24 protein-coding genes are annotated in these 21,431 nt (G+C 51.8%); 13 read left to right on the forward strand and 11 right to left on the reverse strand.

Annotated elements, in window-relative coordinates:
* Positions 1-8 precede the first annotated feature (8 nt).
* From fliI to fliR, 10 genes are all read left to right on the forward strand, one after another.
* Complete coding sequence (gene fliI, locus ACT3TJ_RS01065; protein WP_193056600.1) at positions 9-1,403, forward strand: flagellar protein export ATPase FliI; 1,395 nt, start codon at positions 9-11, stop codon at positions 1,401-1,403.
* Positions 1,400-1,852: a flagellar export protein FliJ gene (fliJ, locus tag ACT3TJ_RS01070; RefSeq protein ID WP_192527266.1), complete on the forward strand. Its 453-nt coding sequence runs from the start codon at positions 1,400-1,402 to the stop codon at positions 1,850-1,852. Before fliI ends, fliJ begins: the two co-directional genes overlap by 4 nt.
* 19 nt (positions 1,853-1,871) lie before the next feature.
* Complete coding sequence (locus ACT3TJ_RS01075) at positions 1,872-3,299, forward strand: flagellar hook-length control protein FliK (RefSeq protein ID WP_193056601.1); 1,428 nt, start codon at positions 1,872-1,874, stop codon at positions 3,297-3,299.
* Between the two features lie 152 nt (positions 3,300-3,451).
* Positions 3,452-3,928, forward strand: a complete 477-nt coding sequence (gene fliL / locus ACT3TJ_RS01080; protein ID WP_087109089.1) for a flagellar basal body-associated protein FliL — start codon at positions 3,452-3,454, stop codon at positions 3,926-3,928.
* Between the two features lie 20 nt (positions 3,929-3,948).
* Positions 3,949-5,004 (forward strand): flagellar motor switch protein FliM, encoded by a 1,056-nt coding sequence (gene fliM, locus ACT3TJ_RS01085; RefSeq protein WP_087109091.1) that lies wholly within the window; start codon positions 3,949-3,951, stop codon positions 5,002-5,004.
* Complete coding sequence (fliN, locus tag ACT3TJ_RS01090; RefSeq protein WP_193056602.1) at positions 5,001-5,588, forward strand: flagellar motor switch protein FliN; 588 nt, start codon at positions 5,001-5,003, stop codon at positions 5,586-5,588. Before fliM ends, fliN begins: the two co-directional genes overlap by 4 nt.
* Positions 5,585-6,022 (forward strand): flagellar biosynthetic protein FliO, encoded by a 438-nt coding sequence (gene fliO, locus ACT3TJ_RS01095; protein ID WP_193056603.1) that lies wholly within the window; start codon positions 5,585-5,587, stop codon positions 6,020-6,022. The genes fliN and fliO overlap by 4 nt, the downstream gene beginning before the upstream one ends.
* Before the next feature lie 8 nt (positions 6,023-6,030).
* On the forward strand, positions 6,031-6,798 hold the full coding sequence (gene fliP / locus ACT3TJ_RS01100) for a flagellar type III secretion system pore protein FliP (protein ID WP_140398986.1): 768 nt from the start codon (positions 6,031-6,033) through the stop codon (positions 6,796-6,798).
* 27 nt (positions 6,799-6,825) lie between these two features.
* Positions 6,826-7,095, forward strand: a complete 270-nt coding sequence (fliQ, locus tag ACT3TJ_RS01105; protein WP_087109097.1) for a flagellar biosynthesis protein FliQ — start codon at positions 6,826-6,828, stop codon at positions 7,093-7,095.
* A 4-nt stretch (positions 7,096-7,099) separates the two neighbouring features.
* Positions 7,100-7,891, forward strand: a complete 792-nt coding sequence (gene fliR, locus ACT3TJ_RS01110) for a flagellar biosynthetic protein FliR (protein WP_087109099.1) — start codon at positions 7,100-7,102, stop codon at positions 7,889-7,891.
* A gap of 57 nt (positions 7,892-7,948) precedes the next feature.
* Here fliR and flgL read toward each other — a convergent pair whose 3' ends face one another.
* The 11 genes from flgL to flgB all read right to left on the reverse strand — a co-directional run bounded on the left by flgL (position 7,949) and on the right by flgB (position 19,412).
* Positions 7,949-9,196 (reverse strand): flagellar hook-associated protein FlgL, encoded by a 1,248-nt coding sequence (gene flgL / locus ACT3TJ_RS01115; protein ID WP_193056604.1) that lies wholly within the window; start codon positions 9,194-9,196, stop codon positions 7,949-7,951.
* A gap of 16 nt (positions 9,197-9,212) precedes the next feature.
* Positions 9,213-11,132: a flagellar hook-associated protein FlgK gene (flgK, locus tag ACT3TJ_RS01120; RefSeq protein WP_193056605.1), complete on the reverse strand. Its 1,920-nt coding sequence runs from the start codon at positions 11,130-11,132 to the stop codon at positions 9,213-9,215.
* 62 nt (positions 11,133-11,194) lie between these two features.
* On the reverse strand, positions 11,195-12,214 hold the full coding sequence (gene flgJ / locus ACT3TJ_RS01125) for a flagellar assembly peptidoglycan hydrolase FlgJ (RefSeq protein WP_193056606.1): 1,020 nt from the start codon (positions 12,212-12,214) through the stop codon (positions 11,195-11,197).
* On the reverse strand, positions 12,214-13,344 hold the full coding sequence (locus ACT3TJ_RS01130) for a flagellar basal body P-ring protein FlgI (RefSeq protein WP_193056607.1): 1,131 nt from the start codon (positions 13,342-13,344) through the stop codon (positions 12,214-12,216). Before ACT3TJ_RS01130 ends, flgJ begins: the two co-directional genes overlap by 1 nt.
* A gap of 46 nt (positions 13,345-13,390) precedes the next feature.
* Positions 13,391-14,080 carry a flagellar basal body L-ring protein FlgH gene (locus tag ACT3TJ_RS01135; RefSeq protein ID WP_087109109.1) on the reverse strand — a complete coding sequence of 230 codons (690 nt, stop codon included), beginning with the start codon at positions 14,078-14,080 and terminating at the stop codon, positions 13,391-13,393.
* A 25-nt stretch (positions 14,081-14,105) separates the two neighbouring features.
* Positions 14,106-14,888, reverse strand: coding sequence for a flagellar basal-body rod protein FlgG (gene flgG, locus ACT3TJ_RS01140; protein WP_087109111.1), 783 nt, complete (start codon positions 14,886-14,888; stop codon positions 14,106-14,108).
* A gap of 33 nt (positions 14,889-14,921) precedes the next feature.
* A complete protein-coding gene (flgF, locus tag ACT3TJ_RS01145; protein ID WP_087109113.1) occupies positions 14,922-15,680 on the reverse strand; it encodes a flagellar basal-body rod protein FlgF in 759 nt (252 codons plus the stop codon).
* A 31-nt stretch (positions 15,681-15,711) separates the two neighbouring features.
* Positions 15,712-17,808, reverse strand: coding sequence for a flagellar hook-basal body complex protein (locus ACT3TJ_RS01150; RefSeq protein ID WP_193056608.1), 2,097 nt, complete (start codon positions 17,806-17,808; stop codon positions 15,712-15,714).
* A 36-nt stretch (positions 17,809-17,844) separates the two neighbouring features.
* Positions 17,845-18,540 (reverse strand): flagellar hook assembly protein FlgD, encoded by a 696-nt coding sequence (locus tag ACT3TJ_RS01155; protein ID WP_193056609.1) that lies wholly within the window; start codon positions 18,538-18,540, stop codon positions 17,845-17,847.
* 2 nt (positions 18,541-18,542) lie between these two features.
* Positions 18,543-18,953, reverse strand: a complete 411-nt coding sequence (flgC, locus tag ACT3TJ_RS01160) for a flagellar basal body rod protein FlgC (RefSeq protein WP_087109119.1) — start codon at positions 18,951-18,953, stop codon at positions 18,543-18,545.
* A gap of 27 nt (positions 18,954-18,980) precedes the next feature.
* Positions 18,981-19,412 (reverse strand): flagellar basal body rod protein FlgB, encoded by a 432-nt coding sequence (flgB, locus tag ACT3TJ_RS01165; RefSeq protein ID WP_087109121.1) that lies wholly within the window; start codon positions 19,410-19,412, stop codon positions 18,981-18,983.
* A gap of 189 nt (positions 19,413-19,601) precedes the next feature.
* Here flgB and flgA point away from each other — a divergent pair, with 189 nt between their 5' ends.
* The 3 genes from flgA to ACT3TJ_RS01180 all read left to right on the forward strand — a co-directional run bounded on the left by flgA (position 19,602) and on the right by ACT3TJ_RS01180 (position 21,125).
* On the forward strand, positions 19,602-20,312 hold the full coding sequence (gene flgA, locus ACT3TJ_RS01170) for a flagellar basal body P-ring formation chaperone FlgA (protein WP_193056610.1): 711 nt from the start codon (positions 19,602-19,604) through the stop codon (positions 20,310-20,312).
* 85 nt (positions 20,313-20,397) lie between these two features.
* Complete coding sequence (gene flgM, locus ACT3TJ_RS01175; protein WP_192527248.1) at positions 20,398-20,664, forward strand: flagellar biosynthesis anti-sigma factor FlgM; 267 nt, start codon at positions 20,398-20,400, stop codon at positions 20,662-20,664.
* An 11-nt stretch (positions 20,665-20,675) separates the two neighbouring features.
* The gene (locus ACT3TJ_RS01180) at positions 20,676-21,125 is read left to right on the forward strand and encodes a flagella synthesis protein FlgN (RefSeq protein WP_193056611.1); all 450 of its coding nucleotides are present in this window, start codon (positions 20,676-20,678) and stop codon (positions 21,123-21,125) included.
* Positions 21,126-21,431: the final 306 nt, after the last annotated feature.

Genomic DNA, 21,431 nt, shown 5'->3' on the forward strand with positions numbered 1-21,431 from the left:
GACCGCGCATGTCTGACTCAACATGTCCTCATCAACACCGCTGGCATAAAGCAATACGCCGCACCACGCAGCGGATAAGCCGCTTACCGCACCAGCGCAGTAGCGGCCGCGTAACACGCGCGACCGGCATGGTGATTGAGGTCGTTGGGCTGCGCGTAGCCGTTGGCAGCGCCTGCCGTATAGAGCTTTCTGGCCCTGATGGGCGCCTTACCGACAGCGACAAACATGCAGAAGCCGAAGTGGTCGGCTTTGCGGGCGACAAACTCTTCCTTATGCCGCTGGAAGAAATTTCCGGGCTGATGCCTGGCGCCAGAGTCTCTCCACTTGGCGATGGAAGCGGGCACAGCGCACGCCGTTTTCCCATCGGAGATGAATTATTGGGCCGCGTTTTAGACGGCAACGGCAACCCTTTGGATGATCGTGAAAGCGTTGAGGAAGTAACCCATGCAACGCTTAGCTCGGCGCCACTGAATCCGCTATCCCGCGCGCCGATTGAAGACCAGATTGATGTTGGCATTCGTGCCATCAATGCGCTTTTAAGTGTCGGTAGAGGCCAGCGAATGGGCCTGTTTGCAGGCTCCGGTGTCGGTAAATCGGTGCTACTGGGCATGATGGCTCGCTATACCCAAGCCGATGTTATCGTGGTGGGCTTAATTGGTGAACGTGGTCGAGAAGTACAAGATTTTATTGATCACATTCTAGGGCCGGAGGGCCGACGTCGTTCTGTAGTCGTCGCTGCGCCAGCCGACACCTCGCCGCTGCAGCGCCTCCAGGGGGCCGCTTATGCGACACGGCTGGCCGAAGGGTTTCGCGATGCTGGGCGCAATGTGTTGCTGATTATGGATTCGTTAACTCGTTATGCTATGGCCCAGCGTGAAATCGCCCTCGCCATTGGTGAGCCACCAGCAACCAAAGGGTATCCACCCTCCGTATTTGCCAAGCTACCAGGCCTTGTTGAACGGGCAGGCAATGCTGAGCGTGGCGGCGGATCCATTACCGCATTTTATACCGTGCTTACCGAAGGTGATGATCAGCAGGACCCGATTGCCGACTCTGCTCGAGCAATTCTGGATGGCCATATTGTGCTATCTCGCAGCCTTGCTGAAGCGGGCCACTACCCGGCTATTGATATTGAAGCCTCCATTAGCCGTGCGATGACGGCAATTGCCACACCGGAACAACTGCAGGAAGCCCGCGCTTTTAAGCAAATGTTTTCTCGCTATCAGCGTAATCGGGATTTGATTAGCGTCGGTGCTTATAGCCCAGGCCACGACGCAAGGCTTGACGAAGCGGTGAACCTTTTTCCCGCGCTTGAGCGCTTTCTTCAACAAAACATTAGCGAGTGTGCCACGCTTGAGGATTCACGCCAGGCACTGCATACCGTAGTGGGAGGTCGAACATGAGCCATTCACAGCTAGAAATGTTAACGGGTTTAGCCAAGGATGCTCGCGACCAGGCAGGTCAATTGCTTGCACATGAGCGACAAACCGAGCAGCAGACGGCCGCTCAGTTGCAGTCGCTTAGCCAGTATCGCACGGAGTATGCCGAGCGTTTGCAAAAGGCCATGCGTGAAGGTATTGACCCCGCTACCATGTACAACTATCAGCAGTTTCTGGCCTCACTTGACGCTGCGTTAAGTCGTGCTCGCCAAGCGTTAATCGCTCAACAGCAGCGCGTTCAACAGAGTCAACAGCACTGGCAACAAGAGCAGCGCAAGCTCTCTTCCTACGATACACTGACTACCCGTCGGCTATCAGAAGAGCACCGTCGTCTTGAACGCCATGAGCAAAAAACCAATGATGACTTGGTGACCAGCCGCCTGGCTCGCCAGCACAATGAAAAACCGCATTAGTGGCACTGAGGAACGATAAATGAACATACAGCTATTGCTGTCAGGTGCACAGAATCAGGGTTCTGCCTCAATGGCCAGCTCGCCTCTCTCTGCGTCTGTAAATACGCCGGATCTTTTTCGCCAAGCGTTATCTCAAGCAGCTACTTTGCCATCAACTAATGCGCCATTACGTGCTACGGAAGTAGACAGCCAAACGCCAGCACAGGTTCAAAAACAGCTTGCCTCATTACAGGCCAGGTTATCACTCGCAGCAAGCGACACGTTAGCGTCACAGCAGCCGGTTGATCCATTAAACAGCGAGTCATTAACGCCTCTTGATGAGGTCGCAACGAGCGATATGTTAACGCCAGAGCTAGCGATTGATCCGCCCAACAGCGAGCCATTAACGTTTCTTGATGAAATTGCTGCTCGCATGAACCTGCTTGCTTCCTTTGCAGAACCAGCCGAGCCGGCTGAAGCGCTTCAAGGGGTAGCGCCCGAGCTTGAGGCACTGCTCCAACAGCTCGACCTGAGCCAAGAGCAGACCGCTGAATTGCTCAGTGCACTCGGCATAGACCCCCAGCCGGGTATGGCGTTAGAGCACTCAGACAACGCCATTGAATTACTCTCGCATCTTAGCGAAGAGGAAGCGGGTCAGCTTGTTAGCGCGTTAAGTGTCATGCTTACCGCTACGACACAAAGCAGTACTGGGGCATTAGCTACTCACAAAGGGCCGCAGAGCCAACCGTTGAGCAGTGGCGCCTATCGTCACGATGCCTCAAGCACTCTTTCTACAACCAACGCTATTGCGACAAAGCTGGGCACCGCTAACGGCCAACCAACCGTTGCCAACAGCCAGGATGTTTTGACAAAAATTGGCCCATTGACGCCCTCAGCGCCGCTGGCAACGCCAGACGAGCTTGAACCGCTTTTACGTGGTGGCCAACCAACCGCTGCTGGGTTCCCGAACTCAGCCTCCGCCGGTAATGCCCCTGTAGCAGCGTCCTCGTCGATGCCATCTTCACACGCTTCGCTGGGAACACCAGTCAGCAGTCCTGCCTGGTCTTCACAGCTTGGCCAGCAGTTGGTTCAGTTCGCTCAGCGCGGAGGCGAGCAACAGATTAAGATGCAACTACATCCTGCTGAGCTTGGGCCACTGTCAATTACCTTGAAAGTCAGTGAGCAAGGGACACAAGCACACTTCTTATCGTCGCACATGCAGGTTCGCCAAGTGGTTGAACAAGCGATTCCTCAGCTTCGTGAAGCACTAGCAGAGCAGGGTATTTCGTTAGGCGAAACCTCCGTTGGCGAGCAGCATAATTCCAATGAACAGGCCTTTGCTGAAAAAGGCAATAACGCTGGTGCGCAGGTGGGCAGTAGCGTAACGGACAGTGATCAGGACACGCTAGCGCCCGTTGCGGAGAATATTTCACACCCCCTTGATGGGCGGGTTGATCTTTACGCTTAAATATTCGTTGTACGAGTAGCGACTCACGCGCCCAGGTGCGCAAAACCAAAAGATAGGCTCGCCAAGCGAGCCTGTTCATTTCATCACCGCCCGCCATATTAGGCATAATGCGTAATCAGTGGTGTGTGGCGATTATGGGAACGGAACGACTAATGGCTGAAAAAAGTGGCGGATCCAAAAAACTGCTCTGGATAATGATTGTTCTGGTGCTCCTTTCCTCAGCAGGGGCAGCAGCAGCCATTTATATGGTGCTTGACCAGCGTAATGAACAGAGTGCTGATGGCGAATCACAGCTACCAGCAGAGCGTGAAACGCCTGTATTTACGCGAATTGATCCTTTTACGGTCAACCTTGCAGATGATCGCTATGGTTCTCGCCTCTTGTATACAGGAATTACGCTGCGTGTTGGCAATGAAGAGAGCAAAGCGATTATCGAAGAGCACATGCCTCAAGTGCGTAGCCGTCTGCTGATTTTACTCTCAGGCAAGCAAGCCAGTGAACTTACCTCCACAGAAGGTAAGGAGCAGCTAGCACAAGCGATTATCAGTCGCCTTGGCGTACCCCTGACGGAAAATCAGCCGCCGCTTGATCTACGCGAAGTGCTGTTTACTGAATTTATTGTGCAATAACCCGGGCACTGGAGCCGTTCATGTCGCAGGACGATCTACTGTCCCAGGAAGAAATTGATGCCTTACTAAAAGGCGTCAGTGGTGATGAAGAACCATCGCCCTCCTCTTCGCAGCCAGCTAGCGAGACGCGCATTCGCCCTTATGACCCTTCAACACAACATAGGGTCATCCGTGAGCGCTTACATGCATTCGACTTTATTAATGAGCGATTTGCCCGCTATTTCCGAAATGGCTTGTTTAACTTGATTCGGCGTAGCGCTGACATCACGGTGGAGTCCGTCCGTTACCAAAGCTTTAGCGAGTTTTCGCGTAACGTGCCGGTACCTACCAACTTAAACCTGGTAGCAATGAAGCCATTGCGTGGCTCGGCATTGGTGGTTTTCCCACCTAACCTTGTTTTTATGGTGGTAGACAATCTGTTTGGTGGCGATGGCCGTTTTGTTACCAAATCAGACGGCCGTGAATTTACCAATACAGAACAGCGTATTATTTACCGTCTTCTGAACTTGGCAATTGATGCCTACCAGGAAGCATGGAAGGTCGTGTATCCGGTCGACGTTAATTTTGTGCGCTCTGAAGTCCAGGCCAAGTTTGCTAATATCACCAATTCACCGAACGAAATTGTCGTCAACACCAAGTTCAATATTGAAGTGGGCAATCTCTCAAGTAATTTCCAGATTTGCATGCCCTACGCCATGATTGAGCCTCTGCGGGATCTGCTCGCCAATCCTATTAACGACAGTAATCAGGACCATGACGGCACCTGGTCCCGACGCATGGCCAGCGAGATACGCCAATCAGAAGTAGAGCTGGTGGCAGAGTTTGCTCAAATACCTAGCCGTATTGCACAGGTAATGGGGCTAAAGAAAGGCGATGTATTGCCGCTGGATATTCCCGATACGATTACCGCTCGTGTTGATGGAGTCCCGGTCATGGAGTGCGAGTATGGTAGCCAGCGCCAGCAGCATGCGCTGCGCGTTCTCCATATGATCGACCATGCCGCTATGAATAACGTATCGTCACTGGACTTTATTAAAGGTTCGAAGCGACAGCAAGCCAAGGAATCCAAAGCATGACTGATCCTAATAAACCCGATCAAAATGTCTCCGATGACGATTGGGCGGACGCCATGTCTGAGCAAGAAGAGACGCCAAACGCTGCCGATACGGCTAGCGAGGAAGATCCTTGGGCAGCCGCAATGGCTGAACAAGAGGAGACGACAAACACTGCCGATACGGCCAGCGAGGAAGATCCTTGGGCAGCCGCAATGGCTGAACAAGAAGCCGCCGAGGAGGAGGCCCCAACCCCTGAGGATGCAGCGCCAGACACTTCAGCCGCGAAACCCGCCAGCGATGAAATATTTAGGCCGCTAAGTCCCGCTGACGAAAGCAAGCAGACACGCGATCTTGAAATGGTCATGGATATCCCGGTAAAACTGACCGTGGAACTTGGCCGGACGAAGCTTACGATCAAGCAACTGCTTGAGCTTGCCCAAGGGTCAGTGATTGAGCTCGAAGGCTTGGCAGGCGAGCCGATGGATATTCTCATTAACGGCTACTTGATCGCGCAGGGTGAAGTCGTTGTTATCGAAGACAAATACGGTATTCGTATTACCGAAATCATCACACCCTCTGAGCGCATTCACAAGCTTAACCGATGAGTGCTGACACCTCTCCATTGCAAGATAGAACTATCGATGCGCTAGGCAGCAGCGGTGATGCGTTTATCGGCATGGCCATGTTCGGTAAAACCGCCGCTGCCTTGGCATTGGTTATAGTCATGATTCTACTCTGCACAGCGCTCTTAAAGCGCTGGCAGAATGCTCGCCCGCAACTGGGAGCCCACCTACGCGTCATTACGAGCACGGCGGTCGGCAATCGCGAGCGCGTCGTCGTCGTCGAAATTGAAGACACGTGGCTGGTTCTTGGAGTAGGCAATGGCCGAGTCACCAAGCTGCATGAGCGCCCGGCACCTGACGACAGACCTGCTCCTTCCCCTCGTTCTGATTCGCCGCCTTTTGCACAACGGCTTTCTCAGGCGCTGGCAAAGCGTCGGCGTAAAGGCTCCGATACCGACCCACATCAAACACCATGAGGCATAGGATGCACTCCGTTAGGTCCTACTGGCAGCTTTGGCTGCTGTTTGGCGTTGCTGTCGCACTTTGTATGTTGACTAACCCCGTGCATGCACAACAATTGCCAGGCATTATCTCTCAACCGCTTGAGGATGGCGGTCAGCAGTGGTCGCTATCGCTTCAAACACTGCTGCTTTTAAGCTCGCTGGCGTTCCTGCCAGCGATGCTACTGATGATGACCAGCTTTACACGGATCATTATTGTGCTGAGCCTGCTGCGAACCGCGATGGGCACGCAGGCAACACCACCCAACCAGGTGCTGCTGGGTATCGCGCTGTTCCTAACCTTTTTTATCATGTCACCCGTTCTTTCTCAGGTGTATGACACAGCCTGGCAGCCTCTATCGAACGAGACGATTAATTTTGAAGAGTTTTTGCTGCGTGCCCAGCTACCGTTTCGTGAGTTTATGCTTGCCCAAACGCGGGAGCCTGATTTAGCCCTATTCGTCCGCTTGGCAGACGTAGGACCTTTGCAAGGTCCTGAAGAGCTCCCCATGCGCGTGTTATTGCCTGCCTTTGTCACCAGCGAGCTTAAAACTGCCTTTCAAATCGGTTTTACTATTTTCATTCCCTTTTTGATTATCGACCTGGTGGTCGCCAGCACGTTAATGGCGTTGGGAATGATGATGGTGCCGCCCGTGACAATTTCATTACCGTTCAAATTAATGCTTTTTATACTGGTTGACGGTTGGCAGTTAATCGTTGGCTCACTCGCCCAAAGCTTTTACGTTACCTAGGTGCCGCGCCAGCGGCAAGGAGCAAGCATGACCCCTGAGGTGGTAATGAGCATGGCGTATCAAGGCATGCGCGTCACACTATTTCTAGCAGGCCCCATACTGCTGGCGGCGCTTTTTACCGGTTTACTTGTTAGCCTTTTTCAAGCGGCCACGCAAATTAACGAAATGACGCTCACCTTTATCCCTAAAATCCTGGCGGTGTTTGCCGTTCTGGTTTTGGCGGGCCCGTGGTTGATTAGCTTGATTACGGATTTTACGACACGACTGTTTACTAACATTCCCAACATGGTGATGTAGTGCCATGGTGGAAATCACCTTTGCTCAGTTGCAAGGCTGGTTGATAGCCTTTTTATGGCCCTTTGCGCGCATTACAGCATTTATGGCCGTTTCCCCGCTGTGGGGACATTCCAGCATCCCTAACCAGGCAAAAGTGGGAATCGCCGCGTTAGTGACCATTGTGATTGCACCGATTCTCCCAGCCATGCCGAACGTCGCCATTATGTCCTGGGCAGGCATAGGGATCATGGTAGAGCAAATAGTGATCGGACTAGCCATAGGGCTGGTCATGCATATTATATTTGCGGTTGTTCAGGCGGCAGGTGAGTATATTGGCTTACAAATGGGGCTCGCGTTTGCCACGTTCTTTGATGCTTCTAGTGGCACCAACATTATGGTGCTATCACGCATTTTATATATGATCACATTGCTCATGTTTTTAGCATTTAACGGCCACCTAATGGTACTTGAAACGCTGATCATGAGTTTTGAGACACTGCCCATCGGGATAGCCGGTTTGAACCCGGGGGCCTTCGATCTTCTGGCCCGCTACGCAGGCACTATTTTCGCCGCAGGTATGCTGCTAGCACTACCCGTTGTGGGCGCGTTACTGATTATCAACCTATGTCTCGGTATTCTTAATCGCTCTGCCCCACAGCTCACCGTGTTCAATATTGGCTTTCCCACCTCACTCACCGTCGGGCTAACGCTCTTGATGGTCTTAATGACGCGTATTGACCGTTTTCTACAGGCCCTCTTTAGCCAAGGGCTGGGAATGATGCAAAATCTGATAGAGGCGATGGCTCCTTTAAACTAAAAAGCCCTGTTACGGTAAATAACCGTGACAGGGCTAATATCATGCTCTTATCTGTTTTTACATATAGTTAAACAGTGATAACCCCTTCACATCGACAAACGTCTTCTGCGCGGCCTGCATGCCCACTTGGCGCAGGCTATACTCGGAAATAGCCTCCACATAATCCAGATCTACTAGATCCGACAGCGTTTGCGTATAGTTCATCATGCGGTTACTGCCCACCGCATCAATAACGTCCAACTCATTAAGACGTGCGCCTGCAGAGGCACGCACGGTCAGCACGTTATCCAATGCGTTATCCAGTTCGCGCATCGAGCTATTTAAGGTGTTACGCATAGCCGCTTTTTCGGTATCCGTTTGTGCGGGATTTTCAAGCACGCCAATCGCCGCTTCCAGGGTCTTAAAGAGATCTGCAGGCTGCTCTGGAGTTCCTGGGCGGGCCATGGAAATTTCGTCGCCGTCTGCCGGTTCCCCGGTAAGGGTAATGCTGATGCCGCCAAACGATAGCTGCTGCCCATCGCCCGTATAAGCAAACGGACCAGGTGCGGTTTGACCATCGGGAGTAATGTCACCATCAGGCCCGGTTACCCTATACGTAATATCACCGCTACCACCATCGACACTGAATTCGACGGTGAATGCTTCCCCATAATTATCATCAGTGACATCTTTAACATTAGGGCCCGAAAAGGTCACATTGCCGTCATTTTCTGGCGCTGCTTTTGCCACATAGCTAGCACTGCTTGGCACACTTTGGAAAATGGTTTTACCATTTTCAGTCACCGGCATTAACCGAGATGAATCAACCTGCTGCTCGCGGCTATTCGCATCACCATTATATTCAACGCTGCCTTCTGCATTTTTAGCAAACGGAGGCGCATTATCCTTGTAACCGCCAAATAGATAACGTCCACTACCATCGGTCGCATTTGCCTGACCGATGAGCGTTTCGTAAACGCCTTTTAATTCACTGGTAACCGACTCACGGTCCACATCGCTAAGCGTATCGCTAGAGGCTTGGATGAGCAGCTCTTTTGCGCGGATTACCGCATCGCTCACGCTATTGAGGATACTCTCTGTTTGTGCTACTGAGTTGCGAGCCGAGACACGCGAATCAGCGTATTGCTCAGTAATAGAGATTGACTGATCAACGCCCACCGCACGTGAGGCCGCCTGCGGGTCATCCGAGGGGTTGACTACCCGACGACCACTGGCGAGTTGCTGACTCACCTTTAAGAAATCACTTTGCTGGCGATTCATGGAGGCCGTGCTTTGCTCAAACATCGTTACGCTGCTAATACGCATAGCCTAGACTCCTGGATTAACCGCGCAGGTTCAAGATAGTGTCCATAATCGAGCCAGCCGTATCAATAACACGTGCGTTGGCCATATAGTACTGCTGGTAGCGAATCAGATTGGCAGCCTCTTCGTCCAGGTTTACACCAGACTCAGACTGCTGCACCGCACGCAGCTGATCGGTGAGTCCTTGACGCGCGTCCAGGTTAACCTGGGTAATATTAGCGCGGTTACCGACATCGCTCACAATGGAGGCGTAGCCGGAACTCACGGAAGCTGAACCTCCTACCACTGCCTCACTCTGCAACTTTTGCAAAGCTAATGCGTTACGGTTATCAGCCGAGGCCGCGATAATGTTTTGAGCAACCGTTAACGTCGCCGTTTCACCATCAGCAGGACGTGAGGAAAGTGTAAAGCTCATCCCATCAATTTCAACCGCTTGGCCTTCCTCTAATTCACCGCTATCCACATCAAACGGCTGACCATCAACGCGGACCGTTGCCCCCGCTGGCTCTACCTTTAGCGCACCCTCTGAATCCAGCGTTAACGTATACTCTTTATGGTTAGAGAACGCCCCTGGCGACATCTTCAGGTCATCAACGGCTAAATCACCCGAGTGTTTAAATGAAGTAAGAGAACTGCCTTCTTCACCGTCTAAGCCTGCATCACCTGCGGCTATTTTATCCCCGTCCGTAATCGCCACCTTCATATCCTGGCCGGCGCGACGAACAGGCTGAATTTCGAACTTATCGCCATTCTGTGGCGTACTCTCAAAGGCAACATTAACGCCACCAAAGGACAGTACTCCGCCATCCAATGTGAAGTCCACCTCGTCACCACTGTCATTACGTGTCACGCTAAACGCGTCATTGCGATAACTGATGGTGTAGTCTGTAGCGCGTAGCTCATCAATATTATCCGTATCGAATTCAACGGATGCTATTTCAGAGGCATTGCCTTTATAGCTGTATCCTAGCGGCTTACTTAGTTCAAAGAAGTCCCCACCCAATTCGCCATCCAGGTCCACACCCTTTTTATGCTGATCGTTAAAAGCAACCGAGAGCGAAACAGCCAGCTGACCAATCTGGTTCTGCGTTTTATCCAACGTCTCGGAACGAAACGCCATTAGTCCGCCCAGCGTACCGCCTTTTATCGTTGACTCATTTAACTTTACAACGTTACCACTACCATCGCGATAGCCAACGATGGTGCGTTGTGGGTCGTTGTCAGCCTGTACAGCCTCGAGTTTAAAGGAGTCTGTACCCGTCACGAGCGGCTGGCCGTTGGGAAGGCTAATGTTATAGGTTTTACCGTCCTGAATATTCAGGCGCAGATCCATTCGCTCGTTAAGCTCAGAAACCAGATGATCGCGCTGGTTAAGCAGGCTATTAGGCGCATCCCCCGTACGCGCACGCGCCAGAGAAATTTCTTTATTCAGCCCCGCAATCTGCTCAAGCGAGTTATTAATTTGGGTAACTTCATCCTTGATTTGGCTATTAATATTGCTCTGCATATCCTGCAGATAGCCATCAAAGGATCGAAACTGAGCACTTAATGTGCTTGCTGTTCCAAGCACCCCTTGACGAGCGGCCGGGTCAGACGGCGAGCTTGCCAGGTCTTCAAGCGAAGAAAAGAAGCCCTGCATCAGCGGCGCCAAACCAGCGGCTCGGTCGGCCAGCAGGTTATCGATTTGCGAGACCTGATTGTTATAGGTCTCAAGCGCACTCGATTGTGTCTTCGCGCTATTAAGCTGATTAGCGACGTAGGTATTAAACTGTCGCTCAATGGCATCCACTTTCACACCACCGCCTACATTGCCCTCACCCAGCTGAGTGAGTTCACGGTTGTAGCCCGGCGTGTAAACATTGCTGATGTTATTACTGGTGGTGTTTAAGGCATTCTGGGCAGCATTAAGGCCGCTTAAGCCAACAGAAAACATGCTCATGGTTGATATCCTTAGGCCGATACCTAATATATCGGCAGCACCCTAAAAAACTTGAGCCCTACCTAGCGCGAATCCGCCAGGTAGGTGCTCTCTGTTGTTAGCGACCCCATGGTATTCATAACGGCTATCAGCTTTTGGGCGTAGCGTGGGTCTGTGGCATAGCCGCCTCGCTGCAACGCATGCGCGGCTTGCTCGGCATTGGGCGCCTGCACCACCGCTGCGTAACGCGAATTTTTGCCGATCAGGTTGGCATAATCAGTAAGCGAATGCTCAAATGAATCATAGACACGGAACGTATCAACCACCTGTGTGCGGCGCCCGTTAATATATTCATGCGTCACAATATCGGTGGTTTTACCCTGCCAATGGCTACCCGCTTTAATCCCGAACAGGTTATGGCTGTTGCCTCCCTGACGGGTGGCTATTTCATGCTGCCCCCAGCCGGTTTCCAAGGCTGCCTGGGCTAATATCAACTCGGCGGGAACACCGCTTGCTTTACTGGCAGCTTGCGCGGGAACCGCCAATTTATCGAGAAAGCGCTGCACATGCTCTGGCGCGTTGTTATTAGCGCCAGACATGCCAAGTGATGTCTGCTCACCAACGTCAGCACGCTTGCGTATCGCATCCAATTCTGACAGAAAGCGACCGCTTCCCGGAGAGTTAGAAGGGTGCTCTCCTTGCGGCTGTATGGCGCCATCCAGCACACGTGGAGTGCCGCGTGGAATACCGGCAATGAGCGCTTGTAATTCTTGATCAGCTACATGTTCTTCGCCCACCACACCCTGGCGCTGAAGCTGCTCGACCAGTACATCTGCCAGGCCTATTCCTTTGGATGCAATGACCTGCGACCACTGCTGGTCCAGCATCTGCTGATAGGTATCCGTCGTCGTGCTACTCATCAGATCTGAAGAGGGAATAGCGTCACGCATGCTCTTCATCATCATATGTACAAAGAGCGCTTCAAACTGTTGGGCGGCTGAGTCTACCCCCGCTTCCGGGTCGATGCGTGCCGTATGCTGCAATCGCTGAAACCCCTGAACGTCTAACGCAAACTGGCCGGCCATATCATTAGAGACGCTCATTAAATCACCTCCAGCTCGGCACGCAGCGACCCAGACGCTTTTAGCGCCTCAAGAATCGTCATCAAATCCTGAGGTGTCGCCCCCAAGGCATTCAGCGCATTAACCACGTCTGTAAGCTGAGCACCCTCTACGATTTGTAGATACGCTTCCTGCTGCTCAATATCGATATCCGTATCCGGCACCACAACGGTTTGGCCCTGGCTAAACGGGCCTGGCTGGCTCACACCCAGGTTTCTATCGATAGTGATTGATAAGCTGCCATGGGCGACCGCTGCCTGGCGTAACGTCACGGCACTGTTCATTACCACGGAACCAGTACGCGAATTCAATACCACTCTGGCCGGCGCTTCAGTGGGCGTTATCTGAACGTTCTCTACGCGTGCCATAAAGTTGACCCGCGCGTTAGCGTCGACAGGGCCATCCAGCGCAATGACACGTCCATTACGGGCATAGGCCACCGATTGGCCAAATTCGTTATTAATCGCGGTCACCATACGCTGCACGGTACCGAAGTCTGATTCATTTAACTGCAGCTCCAGCATCCCGCCATTGCCGCCCAGGTTAAGTGCTACTTCACGTTCAACCAGTGCGCCGCCGGGGATGCGGCCCGCTGCTTGCTGGTTAACCTGTACGCTGCTACCGCCTGCCTGGGCACCCGCACCGCCTACCAGCATATTGCCTTGAGCAATCGCATAGGTATCGCCATCCGCACCTTTTAACGGTGTCATCAATAGCGTCCCCCCGCGTAAGCTACGCGCGTTGGCAATAGATGAAACCACAATATCCACACGCTGACCTGGACGCGAAAAAGGCGGTAGATCTGCGGTCACCATTACCGCCGCTACGTTACGTAGCTGCATATTAGTGCCCGGCGGAATAGTCACGCCAAGCTGAGACAGCATGTTGGAGAGGCTTTGGCTGGTAAAGGGGGCCTGGGTTGTTTGGTCACCCGTGCTATCCAGCCCGACCACCAAACCATAACCCACCAATTGGTTATCGCGCACGCCTGCAAAGCTGGCTAACTCAATCACGCGCTCGGCATAAACGGGTAAAGCAAGTAGGCACATAAGTAGCAGAGCACCCAGTTGCGCCAGCCGCATTTTAATTAATCGAAAACCGTTTAGCTGCATGACGATCACTCTAGGCCACTAAGTTGTTTAGCCATTCCAGGTACCATTAGAAGGGCGAAATATTCAAGAAAAAGCGTTGCAGCCATCCCATGTGCTGAGCTTCATTAATATAGCCATCCCCCACATACTCTATGCGCGCATCCGCTACTTGCGTGGAGGGCACCGTATTCTGGGTGGTAATCGTGCGTGGATTCACGACGCCTGAAAAACGTATGAACTCGGTCCCTTGGTTAATACCGATCTGCTTTTCGCCCCTAACGCGCAAGTTACCGTTATTCATGACTTCTAAAACCGAGACGGTAATAGTGCCGGTAAACGAGTTGTTCGCTTGCGCACCGCCGCCGCCGTTAAAATCGCTGGCCCCGGCAATATCGAAACCATATTCAGCCAGGGTGTCGAGTACATCAGGCAACTGGGCAAGATCCAGCGATGCGCTGCCGTTACGCGACGCATTGGTACGCGCATTTTTGCTGGCGCTTACCTGCTCATCCAACACGATGGTGAGGATATCCCCCATTGCTCTTGGTCGACGGTCTTCAAACAGCGGCTGATAGCCTTGCCGGGCTTGGTAAATTGAGCCATTGGGAATAGGCGGTGGGCGATCCACAATTTCAATCTGCTCTTGTTCACCCACTACTGAGGCGCGGGGTATCTGGGCACAGCCGGCCGCCAGTAAGGTAAAAAACAGCAAAGCAATAACGCTTAGCCGACGGCTAACATGGTAAAAATCCCGCATGGTTCAATAAACCTCAACGCGCTCTTTATAGCTGGCTCAAACGTGCCAACATTTCATCGCTGGTAGATACGGCTTTGCTGTTAATCTCATACGCGCGCTGGGTTTGGATCATGCTAACCATCTCTTCCACAACGTTCACGTTCGAGGTCTCGACGTAGCCTTGGAACAAGCGCCCGGCACCGTTAATACCCGGTATATTTTCATTGGGAGCACCGGAGGCACCGGTTTCCAAGTAAAGGTTTCCACCTATGCTTTCTAAACCAGCGGGATTAATAAACGATGTCAGCGTAACTTGGCCAATGTCGTTGTCTACCGCAACGCCTGGCTGACGAACACTTACCGTACCATCTTCAGCGATAGTCACAGCCAAGGCATTTTCCGGCACAAAAATAGCTGGCTCCAGCGGGTAGCCGTTCGCCGTTACCATCTGACCATTTTCGTTGAGCTGGAAGCTTCCGTCCCGGGTATAGCCACTTGTACCATCAGGCAACAGCACTTGGAAAAAACCTTCGCCGTTGATAGCAAGGTCACGCGAGTTTTCGGTTTGCTCCAGGCCACCTTGAGTATGTAAACGCTCGGTGGCCACGGCGCGAACGCCGGTACCGACCTGCATACCTGAAGGCAGTCGGTCCTGGATATTGTTCTGTGCACCTGGCTGACGCATATTTTGGTACAGCAAGTCTTCAAACACGGGGCGCGAACGCTTAAAGCCATTGGTACTCACGTTGGCCAGGTTATTGGATATAACATCCAATTTCGTTTGCTGAGACTCAAGCCCGGTTTTAGCAGTCCACAAAGAAGTAATCATGAGTGTTCGTGTTCCCTTGTTAGGCGGCTGCTATCAGCCCTGAATAGAGAGCATGCTGTTGGCCCGCTGAGCATTCTCATCAACGGTGCTGAGCACTTTCATTTGCATATCGTAACGTCGCGCGACATCAATCATCGCGACCATGGCATCCACCGCGCTGACATTACTGCCTTCAAGCGCACCGCTGACCAAACGAGCATCCTCGTTTGCTGGCAGCACACCAGGTGCTCCCTCGTCATTGAGCGGAGCACGAAATAAGCCATCGTCACCGCGTGTCAGAGCCTGCTCGTCAGGCGTTACCAATTTGATCCGGCCAACATCAACGAGCGCTTCTGGGCCCTCGCCTTCAGGAATAGCGCTGATCGTGCCGTCAGCGCCGATGGATACCTGCGCTCCTTGAGGCACCGCAATAGGACCACCATCGCCCATCACTGGACGCCCTACGTTTAGCAGGACGCCATCACTATCCAGTTGCAGGTCGCCACGGCGTGTGTAGGTTTCCGTACCGTCATCGGCTAACACCGCCATCCAGGCATCACCCTGCATCGCGATATCCAGTGCACGCCCGGTAAACTCAACCGGGCCTTGTGAAAAATCACTTCCTGGCGTAGTGGTCATGACAGACGTACGCGTTGCCAAGAACGCTTCGCCTTGCACAGGCACCGAGCGCGCCGCCTGAAGCTGCCCACGAAAGCCGGTGGTGGTCACGTTCGCTAGGTTATTGCTGACCACCGACTGCTGATCCATGGCGTTTTTAGCACCGCTCATGGCGGTATATAGCATCCGATCCAAGTGATTTACTCCTTACACGAAAAGCCCATTATTAAAGGTTAATAATGGTTTGCAGGAGCTCATCCTGGGTGCTGATGGTTTGTGAGTTGGCTTGATAGGCGCGCTGAGCGACAATCATACTCACCAGTTCCTGGGCCATATCAACGTTGGAGGCTTCAGTGGCGCCAGCTTGTATTAAGCCTCGCATTCCTGTCCCTGGAGCGCCCACCAGTTCCTGACCAGAGGAGGCTGTGGCCGTCCAAAGGTTATCGCCGCCTGGCTTCAACCCTTCTGGATTACGAAAACTCGCCATAGCTACTTGGCCCGCAGCAAGCGATTGCTCATTAGAGTAATTGCGCATAATGGTGCCATCATCCTGGATAGTAACGCCAACTAAAGAGCCGGATGCATACCCATCTTGAGATACATCATTGGCTACCGAGGCATTACCAGACTGAGTGCTACCCGCCAGGTTTATATCAAAGCTAAGCGCTTCAGTTGCTCCCCCAAGTGGAGTAGAAGGGTCGCTGGCATAATTAATATTTGGGCGGTTATTGGCTACATCTACGTACTCTACACCACCACCGTCAGCCAGCTGCGGCTGCCCTACTCGCTTTAAGGTACCGTTTTGATTAAATTCAATAACAAAATCGTTAACACCATAGGCCTCAAAAGCTTCTCCCGGATCTGCAGCTTGTGCAGCTTGCACGACTGCCGAAATTGATCCTGTTGCGGATGCTGTAGCGGCTATTACGTTATTCACAGCGTCAGCAACGTCCGGATCATTAACACCAACTAAAGCTTGTTGTGCGAGATTGTTTGCAACTGCTTGGATCTCCGCAATAGTATTTGCGTCTGCCTCCAAATCTGTCGCTTGAGCTGCGTTATTTTGAGCAGCGATATCACCGCCTGTAGCTGCATTAACAATAAGGTCGGTTGCACTCTGAACTGCAGAAGCCAACTGCACAGGCGCTTCACCTACAATCGCTGTTTGACGAGTTGCAATGAAGTTATTAAATGCTCCAACTGTTGAAGGGTCATTTAATGGATCAATAGATGTTGCTGCAGTAACAACGCCATCTGCGTCGGTAGCGCCATCCATCTGCGCTTGAACTTCAGCAATGTAAGCTGCGTAGACAGCATTAGCCCCAGGTGTTACTTGCTGACCATTTAGGTATTTATCCAAAACCTCACTCAGAGAAAAACCTGCGCTTGAGGCAAAACTCTGTGCGGCACTGTTTACAGCTGCAATAACCTGCTCTTGAGTAGCCCCATTAGTATTTGCTGTGGTAGCGGCATTTTCAATGGCTGTTTGCAAACTTTGCAAACCAGTTTGAACATCGGACATGCTACTTAGCAGGTTATCGTACGAGTCTTTAACAACTTCTTGAGCATCAACAACTCCCTCAACCACACTGCCTGCGGCCAAGCCAACAGGATCCGAGTTCGTACTGTAGTACCCATCCATTACTACTTTTCCCAACCAGCTATTTTCAGCTTCTGGGCGCTTTTCGTAATAAACTGTCATATTTCTTGGATTACCCAATGAGTCATAGACGGTAAAGTTAGAGCTAAAGTTATAGCTCAGGTCTTCTTGGCTCGTTGGATTATCAGGGTTCATCAAATCAGTAGTTACTTGTACTTGCTGTAGTCCAGTACCGGCCTGCACTCGTGAATCCAAATTAAGAGAGGTAGATGCAGAAGTAGTCGCATTAGCAGCCAAGTTCCCCGCATCTACTGCCAATGCTTGCACAGCGCCACCTGCCTGTACATTGCCTTCAGCGTCTGCTGCGTACCCCATGATTTGCGCGCCTTGGGCATTTACTAAACGTCCGTCCGCCGTCATGGTTAGTTGGCCGTTACGTGAGTAACCCACTTCACCATTGGGCTGCTGAAAGCGGAAGAATCCTTCCCCTGAAATGGCCAAGTCCATATTACGTGATGAAGACTCAACATTGCCTTGGGTAAAATCTTGCAATACGGCAGATGTGCGTACACCAAGCCCTATGCGTGATTCAGCAAATACGTCGGCAAATTGTACATTTGAACTTTTAAAACCGACTGTCTGCGAGTTAGCAATGTTGTTACCGATAGCGCCTAATTTCTCACGCTGAGCGTTCAGACCACTAAGTGCTTGTGAAAAGCTCATGATGTTCCCCTGAAAAAGATATTGTTTAGCGAATAGTCAAAGAATTTGTTTAACGTCATTCAGGCTGATTTGGCCATAAATAGCGCCTAAATCCAGCCGCACGCTTCCACTACCGTCGTTAGGCGTCACGCGGTTGACCACCGCATACTGCAAGGCTGTGGATTCAACTCTTTCACCTTCAGCGTCGGCCGCCTCTAGTTGAATCGAATACCGACCACTGGCAGCGGCTGCCCCTTGGTCACTCAATCCAGGCCAATCAAATGAGTGAACGCCGGCATCTAGAGGGCCTAGATCGTCGTAAGTTTTGATGACTTGACCACCTTCACCAACAATCGTCGCCTTAACGCTCTTCGCTGGTTCTGCCAACTCTATCCCAAAGGGTGTTGTATACAATTTCCCTTCGTTATCTTGCTCCAGCAACACATCCTTACCGGGCACCATGATGCCTTTACCAATTAGACCGCTCGCCTGTAACGCCTGATTGGCATCCATTTGGCTGGTAATGCCTTCAAGTGTGCTATTCAGCTCTTCAATGCCACTTACCGTGTTGATTTGCGCCAGCTGGGACGTCATTTCCGCGTTTTCCATCGGATTTAGCGGGTCCTGGTTCTGCAGCTGGGTGATCAGCAGAGTCATAAAGCTATTGCGAAGCTCGTCTGACTGGCGAGCCGATAGACCGTTAGAGCCACCGCTGTTAATACTATTAACAACACTCGTATCGATACTACTCATGATTACCCCTCACCCAGTGACAGCGTCTGCATCATCATCTGTTTTGTGGTATTGAATACCTCTACGTTCGCCTGATAAGAGCGGGACGCGGAAATCATATTCACCATTTCATGCACAGGCTCTACATTGGGCTTGGCCACATAGCCCTCTTCATCAGCTGCGGGATGATTGGGCATGTATTCCAGACGCAGCGGTGAGTCGTCTTCCACAATGTCGGAGACTCTCACGCCACCAATACCAAAACGGGTGTTTTGTGCCTGCGCTTCAAACATCACGTGTTTCGCGCGGTATGTTTCACCATCAGGCCCGGCAATACTATCGGCGTTGGCCATATTGCTGGCGGTGACGTTCATTCGCTGGGATTGAGCACTCATGGCAGAGCCAGCAACATCAAACGCTGAAAACATCGACATCATTTATCTCCTACGCAGTTTGCTGGCCTACTCAGGCTGCATTGCGTTTTTTAGACCCTGGATACGGCGATTCATGATCGTAAGCGCCGCTTGGTAACGCACGGCATTATCAGCAAACTGAGTACGCTCGCGATCCATCTCAACCGTATTGCCGTCCAGACTCGGCTGGGAAGGAATTCGGTACAGTAACGCCGCATTACCGGCGCCTTGCCAAGCAGGCCCGGCACCGGCTAAATGCTGCCCAGACGTCCGAGCGAGCGTTAACCCCCCTTGGCTGCCCTGTTGTGAAACGCCACCGTCAACGGCTTTTTTAAGCTCGTTGGCAAAATCAATGTCCCGCGCCTTATAATTTGGCGTGTCGGCATTCGCAATATTAGCGGCCAGCACTTCATGACGCGATTGACGCAAGCCTAATGCCTGCTGGTGGTAGTTAAAGGCAGATTCTAGTTGATCAAGCATGCCGCGCCCTCGCTCGCCGGGAGGCAAAAAAATTAAATTTATCGATGGTGAAGAATACGCTTACGGCTGTCAGCCCAAAGCATGGAACAGCTAGCGTTTACACCAGCATTTCGTCTGTTTCATCTACTTCTTTTTCGCTACACTTACTGACTAAATCTCGTTATCCCCCGCCTGCTGAGCTGCCCCGCCATGTCACATCCGCTGCACATAAAACGTTGCTTCTCAGCAGTGTTCACGCGCTATTTTTCACTGGTGGTCTGTTTGGCGTGTTTCTCAAGCGCACAGGCAGACGATGCGCTCATGCAGGAAGTGCATCAGTTCTTGTATCAACAAACGCAGCCTCTAGGAGAGGAGGTGGTCATCGACGTGCGCCCCCCTTCTCCTCACTTACCGCCCTGCGTTCAGCCGGAACCTTTTTTGCCCAATGCGGGTCAATCACCTTTAGGGCGTGTTTCGGTAGGCGTTCGCTGCGGTGAAACACATCAGCAAGTGCGCTATTTACAGGCCCAAATTGATGTTATTGGCAACTACTGGGTGGCGCAGCACGATATTAATCGTGGCACACTGATTACCCCTGATATGCTCGTTGAGCAAAGTGGCAATTTGGGGAAGCTGTCGTCGCAAGCCCTAACCAATGAAGAAGAAATTGTTGGCAAGGTTGCTCAGCGGCAGATTCGAAGTGGCAGTACCTTTTTAACGCACTTCTTACAAACGCCTTCAGTTGTTGAGCGCGGTCAGCGGGTTATGGTCATCGCTCAAGGCAATGCTTTTCGCGTTTCACGCGAGGGAGAAGTGCTGGAAAGCGGAGGGGTAGGAGACCAGGTTCGCGTGCGCTTTGATACCCGTGAAATAGTAACGGCACGAATTAATGAACAAGGCATTTTAGTGGTGGATTTTTAGATCTGGTCTAAAGTTTTAACCACCAGGGCCGATAGTTGTTATCACTGACGCCGAATACACAGACGTTGACCATAAGGCATACAACGTGAACATTGATAACCTCAATTCATTGTTACGCTCGAACCAAGCGCAGCAACGTGATGAAACACAAAAGATGGGCGGGCCCAAGGCGGCTGAAGTCGCCGGTCAAACGCGTGAATCTACTCAGCTTAGCCATTCTCATTTCGATGATACGCAGGATATCGATATGGTAAAAGTTCAAGAGATTCGCGATGCCATTCGTGAGGGCCGCCTCGAAATGCGGGCTGACCGTATTGCAGATGGCTTGATTGCCAATCTTTCAGAGTTATAAGGTAGCGTATTATGAGCCTTGCCCGTTTGCTTTCCGACCAGCAGCAGCGTATTGATGAGCTAGTGGCGCTATTATCGAGTGAGCAAACACTCTTAACGCAGGGTGACATTGACGGAAAAGCGCTTGCCGATACAGCAGAAGGTAAACAAGCGCTGCTGGCCGATATAGAGCGCATTGAAACGCTACGCCGCAATGTTCAAAAGCGACTTGGCTATGAAGACAACGCCAACGGGGCACGTTTGGCTGCTCGTGATGCTGGCTGTCAAACGGCCTGGGAAACGCTACTCGAAAAGAGCGAGCGTGTTGCGCGCATGAACGAACTAACCGGCCAGATGCTGTCGGTACGCATGAAGCACAATCAGGAAATGCTGGACTATATACGCCGAATTGCGGAAAAAACACTCTATAAACCTGATGGGCGTAATAGCGCGCAGTCAGGAAGGATCAACGCATCCGCTTAGTTATTCCCTTTAGACAAGTATCCCTTCTACAACTTCAATAAAAGCCTACCTTTTTATTACTGGCTCAGTTACCCGAACGTTATACCGCTCCAATTGCCAGGGCCAACGGCAGCACCGGTCATGCCGTAATGAATGGGCTTTTAGCCTCAACCGCACCACGCTTGTTAACGGTTAACTGCGTAACCTCCCCCCATCTAGGCGCTCATGCACGTAAATGCTTTCACGCCTGCCGATACTGGTAGCTTTTTAGGATTAGGAAAGAAAATCTATTGAATAGTGATGGGTTCTACTTTTCTTACACGCAAA

Origin of the sequence: Halomonas sp. AOP30-A1-24 (assembly GCF_052378165.1) — a bacterium.
Taxonomy (GTDB): Bacteria; Pseudomonadota; Gammaproteobacteria; order Pseudomonadales; family Halomonadaceae; genus Vreelandella; species Vreelandella citrativorans.